This is a genomic window from Klebsiella sp. MISC125 (assembly GCF_051131775.1).
Lineage (GTDB): Bacteria > Pseudomonadota > Gammaproteobacteria > Enterobacterales > Enterobacteriaceae > Klebsiella.
Genome location: NZ_CP180448.1, coordinates 16,040 through 33,166, shown reverse-complemented (window position 1 = coordinate 33,166; position 17,127 = coordinate 16,040). Strand labels below are relative to the sequence as shown.

The window sequence follows — 17,127 nt, the reverse complement described above, 5'->3', positions numbered from 1 at the left end:
AACAAATGGAAAATAAATATTCCTGTTTGCAGTAAATGACTCGGTTATTACCGCTATGAATTAAACGGTTTTTCCGAGAGTTCCCCCGAACGGCGAGTACGGTGTCAGACGGCGGTTACAGACTCTGACCCGAGCAGTTATGCCTGCTACAGGGTATGACTCATGGGTTTCTCCATACTTTATGATTTTGAGAATGATCATTCTCATTTTTGTCCATTATACGTCTATGCCGAATGATGGGAAGGTTTTTTACACAACATTTAGTGGGTGAAATTTAGTCAGGAAATAATGGAGAAAATAAGAATATTTTGTGAAAGTAGAGTGGTGAATGGTCTGTGAAAAATAAAAAATGGAGATAATTAATGGCATTGATAATAACAGATAGCATTAATCCCGCCGACCAGGAGGAGCTGCTGACAGGGCTGCGGGAATACAATTTACGTTTTCTGGACCCGGCGCAGTTTGGTGAGCTGGGCGTTTATTCACGCGATGAAGCCGGTGCGATGCGCGGAGGATTGATAGCCAAACGCAAAGGCAGCTGGCTGTGTATTGAGTATCTGTGGGTCAGCGAGGCTTCGCGCGGCACCGGGCTGGGCAGTGAGCTGATGCAGGAAGCGGAAAACCAAGCGCGGGAGCACGGTTGTAGCCACGTACTGGTGGATACGTTCAGCTTTCAGGCGCTGCCGTTTTATCAGAAATTGGGTTATCAAATGCAGATGTCGCTGCCGGATTTCCCGCATGTGGGTATGGAGCGCCATTATTTATCGAAGGTATTATAAGCCTGCTCTTTTCCCGGAGGCGGTGCTGCGCACCTGTCCGGGTACCCGATCGCAGGGGCAGTGAACCCGTAGCCCAGTCAGCGCCTGCCTGGGCTAGCAAAACAATCCGGTCATCATAATTGCGCCTGACTCTGCAACCAATTGATAAACGCGTCGATTTTCGGCCACTGACGGCCCGGCAGTGTCGTCACATAATAGTGCTGGTGGCATTTCAGCATCATGTCGCCGAACGGCGCGATCAGCTCCCCGCTATCGAGGCGCTTTTGCACAAGCCGTTTACGCCCCATTGCCACACCAACGTGGTTCATCGCCGCAATCACCGCTAAATCGGAACGATCGAAGCCAATTCCCGACGATTGCGGCAAATTAATCGCAAATTGTTGCGCCCAGCTAAACCACTCATCGGTACCGGAATCGTTGCTCCAGGCCTGACGGTCATGCAATAGCGTACAGTGACGAAGGTTATCGGGACTCTGCTGAAGCTGATGCTGGCGTGCGTAATCCGCCGTACAAACCGGCACGATGGACTCATCCATCAGAAAATGATGGCTGAGCTGCGATGAGGGCGCATCATCAAAGTAAATCGCCAGGTCGATCCCCGCACGCTGCATATTGACGTTATCGTTGCCGGTCAGCACGGTGAGCGAGATCGACGGGTAGCGACGGGTAAAATCACCCAGCGCCGGAACCAGCCAGCACTGGGCGATGGACGGGCGCGAATAGACGGTTAACGTGCCCGACAGCTCCTGGTTTTTTATATCCAGAATCTCCTGATTGAGGCTGTCCAGCGAGGATTTCAGCGCCCAGAACACCCGCTTGCCTTCATGCGTCAGTTCCACCTTGCGATGCGATCGCACAAACAGCTGGATCCCCAGCTCCTCTTCAAGCTGGTTTATTCGGTGACTGACCGCGCTCGGGGTCAGCGATAGCTCTTCCGCCGCCAGCGCAAACGACTCATGCCGGGCAGCGACTTCAAAGGTATAGAGCTTCGACAGCTGCCAGCCGTTAAGCAGCCGGTTACCCAGATCTTTTAGCGTTTCCATTTCTTGCTCCTTCGCTTTTCAGCGTCGATTGTAAGAAAATTTTCGCCCTGACCGCACTTTAAAGATGAATAAAAGTGATTCATAACACAATAAACAGACTATTTTAGAGCCAAATCACCTTTTTGATTCAATCTGATTCATCTGAAGCGTCGTTTATATCGTTTGTCAGCGCATGCTGTTTTTCTGTTCAATAACCACAGATTATTCACAGGCGAGGTGGGGTATGGAATCTCAGATCTGGGTTGTGAGCACGTTGCTTATCAGCATCGTGTTGATTGTGGTAACTATCGTCAAACTGAAGTTTCACCCATTCCTGGCGCTGCTGCTGGCGAGTTTTTTTGTTGGCGCAATGATGGGGATGAGCCCGCTGGATATGGTTAACGCCATTGAGAGCGGGATTGGCGGCACGCTGGGCTTCCTGGCGGCGGTCATTGGGCTGGGGACCATTCTCGGCAAGATGATGGAGGTTTCCGGCGCGGCGGAACGCATCGGCCTGACGCTCCAGCGCTGCCGCTGGCTGTCGGCGGATGTGATTATGGTGCTGGTGGGCCTGATTTGCGGGATTACGCTATTCGTTGAAGTGGGCGTCGTTCTGCTTATCCCACTGGCGTTTTCCATTGCCAAAAAGACCAACACGTCGCTACTCAAGCTGGCAATCCCGCTGTGTACGGCGCTGATGGCAGTGCACTGCGTGGTGCCTCCGCATCCGGCGGCGCTGTTCGTTGCCAACAAGCTGGGCGCGGATATCGGCACGGTGATCGTCTATGGTCTGCTGGTGGGCCTGCTGGCGTCTCTGGTCGGCGGCCCCTTGTTCCTGCGTCTGCTCGGCAACCGTCTGCCGTTTAAAGCGGTTCCGGCTGAGTTTTCCAACCTGGAAGTGCGCAAAGAAGAGACGCTACCGTCGCTCGGCGCCACACTATTTACGGTGCTGCTGCCAATCGGTCTGATGCTGGTAAAAACCGTTGCCGAACTGAATATGGCCAAAGGCGGCACGCTGTACATGCTGTTGGAGTTTATCGGTAACCCAATCACCGCGATGTTTATCGCCGTCTTCGTGGCGTACTACGTGCTGGGCATTCGCCAGGATATGGGGATGAGCACCCTGCTGACGCATACGGAAAACTGCTTCGGTTCGATTGCCAATATTCTGCTGATTATCGGCGCTGGCGGGGCCTTCAACGCCATTCTGAAAACCAGCGGCCTGGCCGATACGCTGGCGGTGATTTTGTCAAACCTCGACATGCACCCAATTCTGCTAGCTTGGCTGGTGGCACTGATTCTGCACGCCGCTGTCGGTTCCGCCACTGTGGCGATGATGGGCGCAACAGCTATCGTCGCACCAATGCTGCCGCTCTATCCCGGCGTGAGCCCGGAAATCATTGCTATCGCCATCGGCTCAGGCGCGATTGGCTGCACTATCGTAACGGATTCCCTGTTCTGGCTGGTTAAACAGTACTGCGGCGCAAGCCTCAACGAAACGTTCAAGTACTATACAACGGCGACCTTTATCGCCTCGTTACTTGCACTGGCCGGTACATTCCTGCTTTCTTTCATCATCTGAGCGCGAAGGACGTAATATGAAAAACGCTGACATGACCACTTTAATCGCACAGTTTCCTCTGCTGGAGGAGCTGATTGCCCTGAAAGAAACCACCTGGTTTAACCCGTCAACAACATCGCTGGCGGAAGGTTTACCCTATGTTGGTTTAACGACTGAAGACGTTCAGGACGCCCACGCCCGGCTCGATCGCTTTGCACCGTATCTGGCGCAAGCCTTCCCGGAAACCGCCGCGACCGGCGGTATTATCGAGTCGGAGCTGGTCGCTATCCCGGCAATGAAAACCCGGCTGGAAAAAGCCTTCAGCCAGCCGATTAGCGGCGATCTGTTGCTGAAAAAAGACAGCCACCTGCCGATTTCCGGCTCGATTAAGGCCCGCGGCGGCATTTACGAGGTGCTGACCCATGCGGAGAAGTTGGCTATCAACGCAGGCTTGTTAAAAACTTCCGATGACTACCGCAAGCTGCTGACCCCGGAATTCAGGCAGTTCTTTAGCCAGTACAGCATCGCCGTTGGATCCACCGGCAACCTCGGGATGTCGATTGGCATTATGAGCGCGCGTATCGGCTTTAAGGTGACGGTACATATGTCCGCCGACGCCCGGGCGTGGAAAAAAGCCAAACTGCGCAGCCACGGCGTTACCGTGGTGGAGTACGAAGAGGATTACGGCGTGGCGGTCGAGCAGGGGCGTAAAGCCGCCGAATCGGACCCGAACTGCTTCTTTATTGATGATGAGAACTCGCGCACCCTGTTCCTCGGCTACGCCGTGGCCGGTGAGCGGCTAAAAGCGCAGTTTTCTCGCGCAGGACGCGTGGTGGATGCCGATCATCCGCTATTTGTTTACCTGCCGTGCGGCGTCGGCGGCGGCCCCGGCGGGGTGGCATTTGGCCTGAAGCTGGCCTTCGGCGACCACGTGCACTGCTTCTTCGCCGAGCCGACCCACTCGCCTTGTATGCTGCTGGGGGTCTATACCGGCCTGCATGATGAGATTTCGGTTCAGGATCTGGGGATTGATAATCTGACTGCCGCCGACGGTCTGGCCGTAGGCCGCGCGTCGGGCTTCGTTGGCCGGGCGATGGAGCGCCTGCTGGATGGGTTCTATTCTCTAGATGACCAGACCATGTACGACATGCTGGGCTGGCTGGCGCAGGAAGAAAACCTGCGTCTGGAGCCGTCCGCTCTGGCGGGAATGGCCGGGCCGCAGCGGGTGTGCGCCAGCCAGGCGTATCAGCAGATGCACGGTTTCACCGCTGAGCAGATGCAGAACGCCACCCATCTGGTGTGGGCGACCGGCGGCGGTATGGTGCCGGAAGAGGAGATGGCGCAGTATCTGGCGAAGGGGCGTTAAGCCAGTCGACGGGTAAACAAAATGGCGACGAAGAGGTGCTTTCGTCGCCATTTTTTTAGCGCAGCAGATGCATCAGTTCAACCGGCGAGCGGTGCTGATTGAGTAAATCACGCAGGACGCGCATATAGGGGGCGCTCCAGCTGTAAAACTGCCGGTATCCCTCGCATAGCGCATTGGAGCCTTCTTCCAGACGCAACTGCGGGCAGCCGCCGCCGCATAATCTTAGCCAGGGGCAGCCCGCGCAGGCCGGCCCCGGTGGATTGTTAGCATAACTCACCGCCTCACCGCGCCAGGCACGTAGCGTGGCCTCAAACAGCGGCACCACAATGCGGTTCGCGTCTTCCTTGACCCAAATAGCAAACACCGCGCAGAGAAAATCCCCCCAAAGTCGGGCATCGGTGGGCTGCAGATGAGGAATAAACTTGATAGCCACGGCCCCCTTCGCGCTCAGTTGAAGGTAGACACGCTCGGGGTTTTCACACTCCTGACGATAAATAACCACTTCCTGCACCGGGATATTGCTCACCAGAGATTTGCAGTTACCGCAGTGCTGATCGTCACCGTAATCGGCCTGACATCCTGTCATATCACATCCTTAATAAACAAAATCACCTGTCGTATGTGCGTTATAGCAAACAGCAATGACAGAGAAAGTACTGCGAATGCGATCAAAAATTTGTCACGAACCGCCTGCCGCTGAACAAAATCACTCTGCTCAACGTCCATCAAATTACGGCTGCGGGTATAACGCCAGAGGATGATGGCGACGAACGGCAATATGCACAGCGAGATCCAGAACGGTAGCCCCGCCTGATGCCAGTGGTGCTTGATCGCCAGCGCCAGCAGCGCGCCATAGCCTAAAAGCGTGCGAAACCAGGCCAACGACGTGCGCTCCGGCTGCAGGCCCGGGTCGCTCTCGCGACGCGCCCGGCGATTATCCGGCATAGAGCACTAACGCCATGACCACCACGATAACAATCGTCAGCAGAATACTGATCAGCAGCAAAGTGCGGGTGTAGGGAAGGTCCTGCTTGAGCCGCATCGCCTTTTCGTTGCTCAGCCAGCGCAAATAGCCGTAGATCGCCAGACCACCGGCAAACAGGCACAACAGTAGAGCGAGGATTTCGCGAATCAGCGGCGTGGCAAAATCCGGCGCCAGCTGGTCCAGACCAACGCCACCGGCCAGAAAGCCAAGAGAGGTGCGGATCCACGCCAGAAAGGTACGTTCGTTGGCCAGCGAGAAACGGTAGTCCGGCGCTTCGCCAAGGCGGGATATTTTCATCATGACTCCTTGATTTGTGTTCACAGGTAAAACGCCATCCCTGCTCATTTTAATTATTGTAAACACCGTTACCTTGATATGCTTTTGCTATCCACCACAGGGAGGTTAGATGGAAACCATATCGCAAAATAAATGTAGTTCATTGGGTATGCTCTTCGGCGCCATAGCACTGATTCTTGGCATATTCCATTTCTCCGTTGGCCCCTTTTCTGCTCCACCACCAACGCTGGAAGGCGTGATTGCCGAAAAAGTCTCTTCCGTCAAAAAAGGCATTATCGCCGGATTGAAGGGAGAGAAGCCACAGATTATCGCAGAGAAAAAAGCTGTCGATATCGATAAAATACTTGATAACGCGGGGATTTTACTCGCAGTTATTGCGCTGGTTTGCGCCTTCATTGGCGGTATGCGCAAGGAAAATGGCTGGAGCATCAGCGGTGCATTAATCTTTGGCGGCGGAACTCTCGCTTTGCATGCTCTGCTTTTTGGTATCGGCCTGGTTTGCGGCATCATTCTGTTAATCCTGATATTTTCCTTTCTCGGCGGTGGTTCACCGATTTAGCCGCCTGCGGAAAACGGCCTGCAGGAATCTCCGCCTGCAGGCTTCTCAACTCAGAACTTCTGCTTTTTCTCCTCAACCTTCACGCCCTGGGTCGGCAGGCCGGTGTCGTAGTCACGTACTACCGGGGAATAGCCGTCCTGCGGACGCGGGCGGAAAGCGCCCATCCAGCGCGGCTGGGCCTCAGGCCGCCACGGGCGCAGGCTCCACTGATAGGTGCGGAACGGGTCGCGGATTTTATCCATATAATCCAGCAGCGCATCGTGCATTCGGCAGCGAACGTCGGCGAATTCATGGACATCGATCAGGTTATGTAGCTCATCCTGGTCATTTTTCCGATCATACAGTTCATCACTGGTAAACAGATTGAGCACCAGTTTGTACTCATCGGTCACCCAGCAGCGCACCGGGATAAAACCGCCAAAGCTGTCATGCTCAATCTCATAACGGTTGAATTCCACCATCACACCGCGCGGCGTTTCGGCTTGCAGGATGTTTTCCCCCGGCAGGATATCCGGCTTATCGATGCCCGCCAGCGCCATCATCGTCGGCAGCAGGTCGATATGGCTGACCGGCGTATCGATCTGCATGGATTCCCCCTGCGGCGGGCGCATTATCAGCGGGATACGGGTGATGTCGTCATACATCGCCGCGCCTTTGCTGATGAGCTTATGCGCGCCCATCATCTCGCCGTGATCGGAGGTGTAAATCACCCAGGTATTCTCCCGCTGTTCCGGGGTTAAGGCATCGATCACCCGACCAATCTGGTCATCAACAAAGTCGTTGCAGGCAAAATAGAGCGGATGGTGATAGCGCCCGTCTTCGCCCAGCGGGGACGGCATAGCCTCGGACCATAGCCGATGGTGCTCGGGTTTGTTCGCCAGCGAGTCATGAGCCTTCGGCCCGAGGTCGTAATAAAAGTCCTGATACTTCTCCAGATACTCCACCGGGCAGGTAAACGGATGGTGCGGCTCGTCATAGGACACCACCATCAGGAACGGCTCGTCGGCGCGCGTGGGTTGATGCAGGAAGTCTACCGCCCGATTGCTGATGCGGTGCGCCCAGGTAAAGGTTTCGTCGATACCGTGTCGCTGTAAATCTTCAACCGAGTTCAGGCCGTTGCGCCACAGGCTGATCTCTTCCTCGGTCAGTTCCGCGAGGTAATTCGCGCCATCAAACCAGTAGTCAGCATCCCACTCAGAAGGGCACTCGCCGGTGCCGAAATAGTCGTGGCCGTCGAGATGCCACTTGCCGATATAGCAAGTGTGGTAGCCCGCATCTTTGAAGTAACGTCCCATGGTGGAGATGTTTTTCCCCGGCGCGACGTTATTAGTCCATGGGCCGGACTGGTTGGCGTAAATCCCGGTAAACAGCCCGGCGCGCGCCGGGGTGCATACCGGCGAGCAGGTGTAGGCGGAATTGAAGCGGATACCTTCAGCGGCCAGATTATCAATATTATTGGTATTCAGCGGCTTACCGCTGTAACAGCCCACCATATTGGTGGCCTGGGTATCGGTCATAATAAACAGGAAATTGGGGCGACTCATGATTTTTCCTTAACGTCAGAAACACCGTTCACATTGGTTGTGCGGCCTGTTTGCCAGCTGCTGTAGATCAAATAGATCACGACCGCGGCGGCGATGGCGTAGCTAAGAACCGTCAACCACTGAGAGTTGTAACCACCAAACTGCGCCAGACCGGAATAGACGCCAATCATTGCGAAAAGGACACCAATTGAGGCGATCTTCACGTTTTTCCACGGTTTCATATCTACCGCAAAGGCATCATGGAATTTAAACGGCGTTGCGCGCGGCTTAATGAGGCCGATAATCAGCATCACCACTACGTTGATGCAGAAAGTACAGGCCAGTACGTAGAGGAAGTGGAAATCGAACTTCACCAGATAGTTGATAGTGATATAGCTGACGATGCCGAGCCCCATCGCAACCTTTGCTGCCAGCGCTGGAATGCGCGGGAAGAAGAAGCCCATAATGACGATGGTAACCAGCGGGACGTTGTATATGCCATTGAGCTGTTTCATCCAGCTGTAAAGTCCCTGCGGCGCATAGGCAATCCACGGCGCAACCAGCACGGAAACCACCGCCACGATGAAACCAAAGCGACGACCTACACTAACCAGTTTGTCAGGGCTGGCTTGCTCATTAATCAAACGGCGATAAATTCCCAGGCTAAACAGCGTCGAGGCGCTGTTGAGAAAGCCGCAGAACGCGCTGATAATCGCGCCGAATAACACCGCGCTAAAAAAGCCGATCAGCGGCAACGGCATCACTTTGTTCACCAGCGCCGGATAGGCCATATCCGCACTCGGCAAATCCTGGAAGAGGTGGAAGGCAATAACCCCGGGCAGAACCAGAATCAGCGGATCCAGCATCTTCAGCACCGCCGTCAAGAGCGCCCCTTTTTGCCCTTCCGACAAGCTTTTTGATGCCAGGGTACGCTGAACAATCCCCTGGTTAGTACACCAGTAGAAGGTATTCACCAGGATGAGCCCGGTCAGCGCCGCGCCAATCGGTACCGGGTCGTTACTGCCGCCGATGGAGTTCAGCATCTGGCTGTGGTCCTCGGTTAAGCGCGTAATGCCTTCACTCAGGCTACCTTTGCCCATTGCCATCAGGCCGAATAACGGCACCATCAAGCCACCAATCACCAGGCCAATACCGTTGATCACATCGGCAATCGCAATCGCGCGCATTCCGCCGACGACGGCATATAGGATGCCGCAGAACCCCAGCACGACAGCCATCAACCAAATGGCGGTGTGTTGCGAAATCCCAAATGTTTCAGTGACATGGAACATACTGTTAAAGGCAAGTGCGCCAGAGTACAGGATGATGGGCAGAAAACAGATCCCTGTCGCAATCAAAAAGCAGCAGTCGATAATGATACGGGTGGTTTTGTCATAGCGTTCTTCAATAAAATCCGGAATGGTCGCAATGCCGCGTTGTAAATAGCGCGGCAAAAAAATCAGCGCCAGAAAAATCAGTGGAATCGCGGAGATCACTTCCCACGCCATCACCGACATCCCGCTACGATAGGCCTGGCCGGTCAATCCCACCAGCTGTTCCGTCGAGAGATTGGTTAGCATCAGCGATGCGGCAATCACCGGCGCTTTTAACGAACGTCCTGCCAGAAAATATCCCTGTTGCGAACCGGTATCCGCCTTTCGCAACTTCCACCAGGTGATTACCGCCACCAGTAGCGTAAAACCCACAAAGCTCAGAATTTGAAGCGTATTCATCTCATAGCCCTTGTTTTTCATTATGTCCCGGCAGCTGTAGAGCCAACATGAGGTATTGCTCACCGGGTCAGGCAGTCAGATTTCTTAAAATACAAACGTCATATCCCTGAACGAATTTTTTCTGTTATGTTCAGGTTGTGGGCATAATTCTCCGACGGGGAAATAAAATGAATGGAAACTTGCAAAATTCGCATGTAAAAAACGAAACTACGTACAATATTCCCCTGTTGATTAACGAAAATGTGATCTCAAGCGGAATTTCTTTGATCTCACTATGGCATACCTACGCCGATGAACATTATCGGGTAATTTGGCCTCGCGATAAGAAAAAACCCCTCATCGCCAACTCATGGGTAGCGGTCTATACCGTTCAGGGCTGTGGGAAAATTCTGCTAAAGGATGGCGAGAAAATCACATTAACCGGAAACTGTATTATTTTTTTAAAACCAACGGATATTCAGTCCTATCACTGCGAAGGTTTAGTCTGGGAACAGTATTGGATGGAATTTACTCCAACCAGCATTATGGATATTCCGCTTCGGCAACAAAGCGTTATTTATAATGGCGAAAATTATAATCAGGAACTGGCGGAGGTTTCACGTTTAATTACATCTCCTGATTCAATGAAAAATAATCTGGCGGTTGCCTTTCTTACCAAAATAATATATCAGTGGATTTGCCTTATTTATGCTGAAGGTAAAAAAGACCCTCAGCGGATACAAGTTGAAAAACTGATAGCAGCACTGCATGGCAGCCTGCAACGGCGCTGGAGCGTCGCGGATATGGCTGCCACCATCCCCTGCAGCGAGGCATGGCTGCGCCGTTTGTTCTTACGCTATACCGGTAAAACGCCGAAGGAATACTACCTGGATGCCCGGCTGGAACTGGCGCTTTCGCTATTAAGACAAGAGGGGAATTCGGTGGGTCAGGTGGCGGATATGCTCAACTTCTTTGACTCATTTCATTTCAGCAAAGCGTTTAAGCATAAGTTTGGCTACGCGCCATCATCGGTCCTGAAACATGCAGACCGGCACCCATTGGATGCCGGTCGACAAGGTTAGCGCAGTTCCGGCCAGTACTCTTTGTTGGCCGCAATCAGGTCGTCGAGAATCGCTTTAGCAACGGAGGCGCTCGGTACGGTTTTCGACAGCGCAATGGCCTGCCACAGCTTGTGGTAAGAGCGGTGTTCCCAGGCATCCACCACCAGTTTTTCCACCGCCACCTGCTGGCTCATCATCCCTTTCTGGAAGTGAGGAATATCGCCGACCGTTAGCGGCTCCGGTCCGTTGTGGCCGACCAGGCATGGAATTTCCACCATCGCATCAGCATCAAAGTTATGAATCGCGCCGTTGTTCGGCACAATCAGCAGCATGCGTTCCTGGGTATTAAAGGCAATAGCCGCCGCCAGATCGACGATATAGGAAGCATGTTCGTCGATTTCCAGATCGCCTGCCGAAGAGTTACCCGCTTCAATAATCGCCCGACAGGCGCTGAAGACGTTTTTCTCACGATGATCCATCACTTCGTTCGCTCGGGTGCGTTCCGGATTGGAGTGCGCCACCACATAGTCCGGGAACAGATAATACTTGAGGTAAGTATTCGGCATCGTATCCGGATCCAGCGCCTGCACGTCTTTCGCTTTGGCGAAGGTATCGTTCCAACTCGCTTCGGTGTGCGGGTCGTTCGATGGCGGAACATAGCCATATTTCGCCACATGTTCGCGCAGCTTCGGCATCAGATCGTTACCCTGCAGATCTTCAATCGAGGTCCACCAGCCAAAGTGGTTAAGGCCGTAGTAGCGCACGCGCATCTGCTTGCGATCCTTGAGACCGACGATTTGCGCCATCCGCCCTTCAATGCCGATCGGCATATCGCAAATGTTGAGAATTTTAGCGTTCGGACGCAGGCGACGAGTCGCTTCCGCCACAATTGCCGCCGGATTGGAGTAGTTGAGCATCCAGGCATTCGGTGAATATTTTTCCATATAATCCACCAGCTCGAGTACGCCGCCGATAGAACGCATACCGTAGGCAATACCGCCAGGGCCGCAGGTTTCCTGGCCCAACACGCCGTGGCGCAGCGGGATTTTTTCGTCTTTTTCACGCATCGGATATTTGCCCACGCGGATGTGCGCCATCACGAAATCAACGTCGGTAAAGGCCGCCTGCGGGTCGGTGGTGTAGCTGAATTCAATCTCCGGTGCCTGCTCTTTGAGAATTACTTTGCACGCCTCGGCGATGGTCTCCTGACGCGCGCCGTCGTTGTCGTAAAATTTCAGCGCCCGCAGCGGGAAGCGATCCTGGTTTGCTAACAGCATCAGTACGATGCCCGGGGTAAAGGTACTGCCGCCGCCTGCGATAACAACTGAGAATTTTTTCATGATACTGCCTCCGTCATGGTGGTTTGTTCGGTCTGTAGAGAATCTTTCATTAGGGTTTCAAGCTGGTCGCGGACCTGGGGAACATGCAGGCCGACGATGACCTGAATCCCGTTACCGCGGCGCACAACGCCGTGGGCGCCCAGCGCTTTAAACACGTCATCACTTTGCGTTTTCGCCATGTCGACCAGCGCAATACGCAGCCGGGTGGCGCAGTTATTAATACTCTCGATATTGCCCGCCCCGCCCAGCGCCTGCAGGAAGCCTGCGGCCTGACCCAGTTTGGTATCCGTTGCCCCTGCGGCGCTGGTTTTGCCGCGCGCGGCCTGGTAATCGGCTTTGCTGTAGAGTTTGATTTCGCTCTCTTCACGGCCCGGCGTTTTCAGGTTCAGGCGCAGAATCAGCGCACGGAAAATGACGAAATAGAGCGCGGTGAAGCACACGCCAACGCCTATCTGGATAAACATCATCGACGCGTGGTTGTGGAACATGGGGATCCAGTTTTGCGGCAGGAACTGGTCAAGCAGGCCGCCGCCAAAGTTGCCCACCACGCCGCAGATATACATCACCGTCGCCATGGTCGCCGCCAGTACAGCGTGGACGGCAAACAGCAGCGGCGAGATGAACAGGAAGGTGAATTCCAGGGGTTCGGTTATCCCCACCAGCATGGCGGTCAAAGTGGCAGGAATCAGCAACCCGGCAACCTTGACGCGGTTTTCCGGCGCGGCGGTGAAGTAAAGCGCCAGCGCAATGCCTACCGAACCAAAGACCTTCGAGTTACCGTGCAGCGCAAATCCGCCTTCCGGGAACAGGGTTTTCAGCGCTTCGGTGCTTTGGCTGAACTCCTGTAAATGCTGTGCCCAGTAGACCTGAATACCGCCTTCTACCACCGCAGGACCGAAGATAAATGGGCCGTAGACGAAGTGGTGCAGACCGGTCGGGATCAGAATGCGTTCGAGGAAGATGTATACCCAGACGCCCAGCGCCCCGGCGGAGCGTAAAAAGGCCTGTAGCGACTCAATGCCCATCTGCACTTTTGGCCAGCCGAGCAGGGTGAGCCAGGCGCAGGGGATCATCGCCAGGAAAGCGACAATCACCACAAACGAGGAGCCCTGAAAGATGCCGAGGAATACCGGCAGCGGTTTATCGAAATAGCGGTTATGCAGGGCAGTCACCAGCCCGGAAATAACGATCGCGCCGATAATGCTGGTATCGAGCGTTTTAATCCCGGCCATCATCGTCAGGCCGCTGCCTGCGGTCGGTTCAACGGAAAAGTCGACGCCGAAGAAATGGCCCCAGGTCATCCCCATGGCGTTGATGAAATAGTTCCAGGTGAGAAAACTCACCAGTACCGCCAGACAGGCCCGGCCCTGAGCCTGTTTCGCCAGGCCGATCGGCAGACCGACGGCAAAAATCAGCGGCATATTACGAAAGACGGTCCAGCCGCCCTCTTCGATAATGTGAACGATCTGAGCAAATAAACTATCGGGTGCTGTGAGCGCTTCGCCGACGAACATCGGGTTACGCAGCATAATGGCGATACCCACCACGATCCCGGCGAAAGGAAAGAGTAAAACCGGGGTAAACATGGCGCCGCCAAAGCGTTGTATTTGACTGAGCATTTGAAAATCCTCATGTAACAACTCGTAGGGTGAGTGGCCTTATTCATACCCGGCATACTTCACGTACAGCGGTGAATTATTCAGGGTAACTATTTGTACTGGCCTGAAACGAGGATAGAAATTTGCCCGAGCGGTAACATGCAGCACCGTTGCGATTCGTGATCGCTTTCATGGTTTTAATTACGTCAATGTTGTCTACTTTTTTATAAAAAAATAGACATGATGAATTCGGCTTATGAAATCACCATGACGAATAGTTTTTATCTTTATGTATTCATTTAATTTTTATAGACAATTGTCCATTCATCATCGTTTTCAACATAGTGAATAGAGGTCTACTGGTGATCTACAAATCCATCGCCGACAGATTGCGTCTGCGGCTGAATTCCTCCGATTTCGATATCGGCAGCCCGCTTCCAGGCGAAAAAAAGCTGGCGGAAGAGTTCGGCGTCGCGCGCATGACCATCCGTAAAGCCATCGATCTGTTAGTCGCGTGGGGACTGGTGGTGCGTCGGCACGGTTCCGGTACCTATGTCGCCCGCAAAGACTTACATCATGAAACCACCAATCTGACCGGGCTGGCCGAGGTACTACGCAAGCATGGCAAAGAGGTGATGAGCCGGGTACTGGTTTTCGAGGTGATGCCCGCGCCTCCGGCTATCGCCAGCCTGCTGCGGATACAAATTGATGAACGTATCTACTTCTCGCGCCGGGTGCGCTATGTCGATGGCAAGCCGCTAATGCTGGAAGACAGCTATATGCCGGTGAAGTTGTTTCGTAATCTATCGTTGGTGCATCTGGAGGGGTCGAAGTTCGATTATATCGAGAAGGAGTGCGGAATAACCATCAGCGGTAACTATGAAACGCTGTCGCCAGTGCTGGCGGACAAGCAGCTGGCGCAGTCGATGAACGTACCAGAACAAACGCCGCTGCTGCGCATTACCTCCCTTTCCTACAGCGACAGCGGCGAGTTTCTTAACTACTCGGTGATGTTCCGTAACGCCAGCGTGTATCAGGTGGACTACCATCTGCGGCGCGTCCACGCGGAAAATCCGTTAACCCATTCCCCAGAACAGCACCGCCAGTAGCTGCGGAGTGATGATACGTAGGAACATGACCAGCGGATAAACGGTGGCGTAAGAGAGCGCCGCCGCGCCGCTGGTGGCGTGCAGGTTGTTGGCAAAAGCCAGTGCCGGGGGGTCGGTCATTGAACCGGCCAGCATGCCGCATAGGGTCAGGTAGTTCATCTTCGCAAACATACGCGCCAGAATCCCGACTGTCAGTAGCGGTATACCGGTGATAAAGATGCCGTAGACAATCCAGCTCATACCGTCGCCTTCAATCAGCGTCGCCACAAAGTCGCCGCCGGATTTTAGCCCGACTACCGCCAGGAACAGCACAATACCCAACTCGCGCAGCGCGAGGTTGGCGCTGGGCGGCATAAACCAGTACAGCTTACCGATACTGCCGATACGCCCGAGGATTAGCGCCATAATCAGCGGCCCGCCGGCCAGACCCAGCTTCAGCGCCGCCGGGAATCCAGGAATAAACAGCGGTATAGAGCCCAGTAGAACGCCCAGACCAATGCCGATAAACACCGGCAGCATCTGCACCTGCTGGAGTTTTTGCTGCGCGTTGCCAAGCTCGGCGGCAACCGCGTCAATCGCTTCCGGGCGGCCCACCAGATTCAGGATATCGCCGAACTGCAGGCTGGCATGGCTGCTGGCGACCAGCTCAACCCCGGCACGATTGAGGCGTGAGATAACCACGTCATAGCGCTGTTTAAAGTGCAGATCGCGAATTCTTTTACCCAATACCTTCTCGTTGGTGACCACCACGCGTTCAACTTTCAGGTCGGTACCGCGAGTGGAAAGTGAGGTAGAGACTTCTTTGCCAATCACCAGTTGAGCGTTATGTAAATCCTCTGGCCGCCCAACCAGATGCAGCAGGTCGCCAAGCTGAATCAGGGTATTCGGCGCAGGCACCATCAGCATCTCCTCACGCTTGAGACGCGAGCAAATCAGCTTATCGCTGTTAAGCATTGGCACATCCTGAATCGCCATATTATTCAGGTTGGGGTTTTCCACGCGAACGTTGATGGTTTGCAGATGAGAATGACCGTTGCCGCTGTTCTCATCAAACTGCTGGGCCTCTTTTTCGACATTAATGCGGAAAAACAGCCGAACCAGCCACATCGTCAGCAGAATGCCGCAAATACCGAACGGATAGGCCATGGCATAGCTCATCCCCATCTGGTCGACGGTATCAAACGGCACGCCAAGGTCGCGCAGGATCTGCTGCCCGGCCCCCAGTGCTGGCGTGTTAGTAACGGCCCCGGAGAAGATGCCAAGCACCACAGGAAGAGGGATATCGAACAGTTTATGCAGGACTGCGGTGACCAGACCGCCGAGGATCACGATAAGAATCGCGAAGAGATTAAGCCGCAGGCCGGAGACGCGCAGCGAGGCGAAGAAGCCCGGTCCCACCTGGATACCGATGGTATACACGAAGAGAATCAGGCCAAATTCCTGAATAAAGTGCAGCATTGGGCTGCTGAGCGTAATGCCCGCCTGGTCCACGAAGTGGCCGACGATGATTCCGCCAAACAGCACGCCTCCAATACCAAAGCCGACACCGCGCACTTTTACATTGCCGATCCACAATCCAACTACCGCAACCAGCGCCAATACGCTAACGGTCAATGCTATATCACTCATCGTCTCTTCCCTGTGAATAACATTATCAACAAAGAGGATTATGACTGGCGCTCAATAGACTGTATGCCGCCTGGCGCACAATAATCACGGCATCAGGTTCGCTATTCCGGCGCGTCTTTACTTTTCACCGCAATTTTCAGCTGCTGAATGCTTTTATCTGGAGAAGGCAGCGCTTCCGGCATCGTGCCGCCAAGATCTTTAATCGTCTGACGCACTTTTGCCCCACTTCATAATGGGTTTGTTGACGGATCGCCATTTTGCACAACCAGATAGCAGGCGTAGCGGGATAGATGAACATCTTCAAGATTCCTGCTAGCACCGGAACCCAATTCAACCATTTTGTTGGACTCAACAAAATGGTCGCCGGATTGCTGACCGCTCGCTTCACATGAAATTATCGCTTTAGAAATAACCTTTTGAAAATTTCTCCACTCTATAGTCCAGTAAAGATCCAAGGTTTCGGGCAGACCAATACTCTCTTCCCGCCTCATCTCTATTTTTAATCGCTTCAAATGGCTGCTGTTCGTTCATCACATATCCTTTGTTTCAGTAAGCCTATAAAATCTGATTATTTTTTAAACTGAAA

General features: G+C 53.8%; 15 protein-coding genes and 1 pseudogene. 6 read left to right on the top strand and 10 right to left on the bottom strand.

Features of this window, described 5'->3' with window-relative positions:
• Window positions 1–362: 362 nt before the first annotated feature.
• On the top strand, window positions 363–779 hold the full coding sequence (locus tag ACMYSL_RS00155) for a GNAT family N-acetyltransferase (protein ID WP_434661035.1): 417 nt from the start codon (window positions 363–365) through the stop codon (window positions 777–779).
• Between the two features lie 113 nt (window positions 780–892).
• Here ACMYSL_RS00155 and dsdC read toward each other — a convergent pair whose 3' ends face one another.
• Window positions 893–1,822, bottom strand: coding sequence for a DNA-binding transcriptional regulator DsdC (gene dsdC, locus ACMYSL_RS00150; protein WP_434661034.1), 930 nt, complete (start codon window positions 1,820–1,822; stop codon window positions 893–895).
• 223 nt (window positions 1,823–2,045) lie between these two features.
• On the opposite strand from dsdC, the gene dsdX reads away from it, so the two are divergent.
• Both dsdX and dsdA read left to right on the top strand, forming a co-directional pair.
• Entirely contained in the window at window positions 2,046–3,383 is a 1,338-nt protein-coding gene (dsdX, locus tag ACMYSL_RS00145; RefSeq protein ID WP_110275985.1) for a D-serine transporter DsdX, read from the top strand.
• A 16-nt stretch (window positions 3,384–3,399) separates the two neighbouring features.
• Entirely contained in the window at window positions 3,400–4,728 is a 1,329-nt protein-coding gene (dsdA, locus tag ACMYSL_RS00140; protein WP_434661033.1) for a D-serine ammonia-lyase, read from the top strand.
• A gap of 55 nt (window positions 4,729–4,783) precedes the next feature.
• Here dsdA and ACMYSL_RS00135 read toward each other — a convergent pair whose 3' ends face one another.
• From ACMYSL_RS00135 to ACMYSL_RS00125, 3 genes are read right to left on the bottom strand one after another with little or no spacing between them, the layout of a single operon-like run.
• Complete coding sequence (locus ACMYSL_RS00135) at window positions 4,784–5,314, bottom strand: radical SAM protein (protein ID WP_434661032.1); 531 nt, start codon at window positions 5,312–5,314, stop codon at window positions 4,784–4,786.
• Entirely contained in the window at window positions 5,311–5,673 is a 363-nt protein-coding gene (locus ACMYSL_RS00130; RefSeq protein WP_181484341.1) for a DUF202 domain-containing protein, read from the bottom strand. Before ACMYSL_RS00130 ends, ACMYSL_RS00135 begins: the two co-directional genes overlap by 4 nt.
• Window positions 5,663–6,010, bottom strand: a complete 348-nt coding sequence (locus tag ACMYSL_RS00125) for a YidH family protein (RefSeq protein ID WP_004107145.1) — start codon at window positions 6,008–6,010, stop codon at window positions 5,663–5,665. The genes ACMYSL_RS00130 and ACMYSL_RS00125 overlap by 11 nt, the downstream gene beginning before the upstream one ends.
• Window positions 6,011–6,119: 109 nt before the next feature.
• Here ACMYSL_RS00125 and ACMYSL_RS00120 point away from each other — a divergent pair, with 109 nt between their 5' ends.
• Window positions 6,120–6,569: a hypothetical protein gene (locus ACMYSL_RS00120; protein WP_434661031.1), complete on the top strand. Its 450-nt coding sequence runs from the start codon at window positions 6,120–6,122 to the stop codon at window positions 6,567–6,569.
• Window positions 6,570–6,619: 50 nt separating this feature from the next.
• Here ACMYSL_RS00120 and ACMYSL_RS00115 read toward each other — a convergent pair whose 3' ends face one another.
• Together ACMYSL_RS00115 and ACMYSL_RS00110 are read right to left on the bottom strand one after the other, a co-directional pair.
• Window positions 6,620–8,113: a sulfatase-like hydrolase/transferase gene (locus ACMYSL_RS00115; RefSeq protein ID WP_434661030.1), complete on the bottom strand. Its 1,494-nt coding sequence runs from the start codon at window positions 8,111–8,113 to the stop codon at window positions 6,620–6,622.
• On the bottom strand, window positions 8,110–9,825 hold the full coding sequence (locus ACMYSL_RS00110) for a solute:sodium symporter family transporter (RefSeq protein WP_182235399.1): 1,716 nt from the start codon (window positions 9,823–9,825) through the stop codon (window positions 8,110–8,112). Before ACMYSL_RS00110 ends, ACMYSL_RS00115 begins: the two co-directional genes overlap by 4 nt.
• 167 nt (window positions 9,826–9,992) lie before the next feature.
• On the opposite strand from ACMYSL_RS00110, the gene ACMYSL_RS00105 reads away from it, so the two are divergent.
• Window positions 9,993–10,886, top strand: a complete 894-nt coding sequence (locus ACMYSL_RS00105) for an AraC family transcriptional regulator (protein WP_434661029.1) — start codon at window positions 9,993–9,995, stop codon at window positions 10,884–10,886.
• On the opposite strand, the gene ACMYSL_RS00100 is transcribed toward ACMYSL_RS00105, so the two are convergent.
• Both ACMYSL_RS00100 and ACMYSL_RS00095 read right to left on the bottom strand, forming a co-directional pair.
• Entirely contained in the window at window positions 10,883–12,205 is a 1,323-nt protein-coding gene (locus ACMYSL_RS00100) for a 6-phospho-alpha-glucosidase (protein ID WP_182235401.1), read from the bottom strand. The two genes, ACMYSL_RS00105 and ACMYSL_RS00100, sit on opposite strands and share 4 nt — an antisense overlap.
• A complete protein-coding gene (locus ACMYSL_RS00095; protein ID WP_110275994.1) occupies window positions 12,202–13,824 on the bottom strand; it encodes an alpha-glucoside-specific PTS transporter subunit IIBC in 1,623 nt (540 codons plus the stop codon). The genes ACMYSL_RS00100 and ACMYSL_RS00095 overlap by 4 nt, the downstream gene beginning before the upstream one ends.
• A gap of 341 nt (window positions 13,825–14,165) precedes the next feature.
• Here ACMYSL_RS00095 and ACMYSL_RS00090 point away from each other — a divergent pair, with 341 nt between their 5' ends.
• Window positions 14,166–14,912 carry a GntR family transcriptional regulator gene (locus ACMYSL_RS00090; RefSeq protein ID WP_304254432.1) on the top strand — a complete coding sequence of 249 codons (747 nt, stop codon included), beginning with the start codon at window positions 14,166–14,168 and terminating at the stop codon, window positions 14,910–14,912.
• Here the strand turns inward: ACMYSL_RS00090 and ACMYSL_RS00085 are convergent.
• Both ACMYSL_RS00085 and ACMYSL_RS00080 read right to left on the bottom strand, forming a co-directional pair.
• Window positions 14,880–16,541: a putative transporter gene (locus ACMYSL_RS00085; protein ID WP_304254435.1), complete on the bottom strand. Its 1,662-nt coding sequence runs from the start codon at window positions 16,539–16,541 to the stop codon at window positions 14,880–14,882. The genes ACMYSL_RS00090 and ACMYSL_RS00085 overlap by 33 nt on opposite strands.
• A 101-nt stretch (window positions 16,542–16,642) precedes the next feature.
• Window positions 16,643–17,072: pseudogene (locus ACMYSL_RS00080) on the bottom strand (BRO family protein).
• Window positions 17,073–17,127: the final 55 nt, after the last annotated feature.

Bases quoted from the DNA above. Each gene is read 5' to 3' on its own strand.
- ACMYSL_RS00155 (WP_434661035.1), top strand. From the start codon at position 363: ATGGCATTGATAATAACAGATAGCATTAATCCCGCCGACCAGGAGGAG.
- dsdC (WP_434661034.1), bottom strand. From the start codon at position 1,822: ATGGAAACGCTAAAAGATCTGGGTAACCGGCTGCTTAACGGCTGGCAG.
- dsdX (WP_110275985.1), top strand. From the start codon at position 2,046: ATGGAATCTCAGATCTGGGTTGTGAGCACGTTGCTTATCAGCATCGTG.
- dsdA (WP_434661033.1), top strand. From the start codon at position 3,400: ATGAAAAACGCTGACATGACCACTTTAATCGCACAGTTTCCTCTGCTG.
- ACMYSL_RS00135 (WP_434661032.1), bottom strand. From the start codon at position 5,314: ATGACAGGATGTCAGGCCGATTACGGTGACGATCAGCACTGCGGTAAC.
- ACMYSL_RS00130 (WP_181484341.1), bottom strand. From the start codon at position 5,673: ATGCCGGATAATCGCCGGGCGCGTCGCGAGAGCGACCCGGGCCTGCAG.
- ACMYSL_RS00125 (WP_004107145.1), bottom strand. From the start codon at position 6,010: ATGAAAATATCCCGCCTTGGCGAAGCGCCGGACTACCGTTTCTCGCTG.
- ACMYSL_RS00120 (WP_434661031.1), top strand. From the start codon at position 6,120: ATGGAAACCATATCGCAAAATAAATGTAGTTCATTGGGTATGCTCTTC.
- ACMYSL_RS00115 (WP_434661030.1), bottom strand. From the start codon at position 8,113: ATGAGTCGCCCCAATTTCCTGTTTATTATGACCGATACCCAGGCCACC.
- ACMYSL_RS00110 (WP_182235399.1), bottom strand. From the start codon at position 9,825: ATGAATACGCTTCAAATTCTGAGCTTTGTGGGTTTTACGCTACTGGTG.
- ACMYSL_RS00105 (WP_434661029.1), top strand. From the start codon at position 9,993: ATGAATGGAAACTTGCAAAATTCGCATGTAAAAAACGAAACTACGTAC.
- ACMYSL_RS00100 (WP_182235401.1), bottom strand. From the start codon at position 12,205: ATGAAAAAATTCTCAGTTGTTATCGCAGGCGGCGGCAGTACCTTTACC.
- ACMYSL_RS00095 (WP_110275994.1), bottom strand. From the start codon at position 13,824: ATGCTCAGTCAAATACAACGCTTTGGCGGCGCCATGTTTACCCCGGTT.
- ACMYSL_RS00085 (WP_304254435.1), bottom strand. From the start codon at position 16,541: ATGAGTGATATAGCATTGACCGTTAGCGTATTGGCGCTGGTTGCGGTA.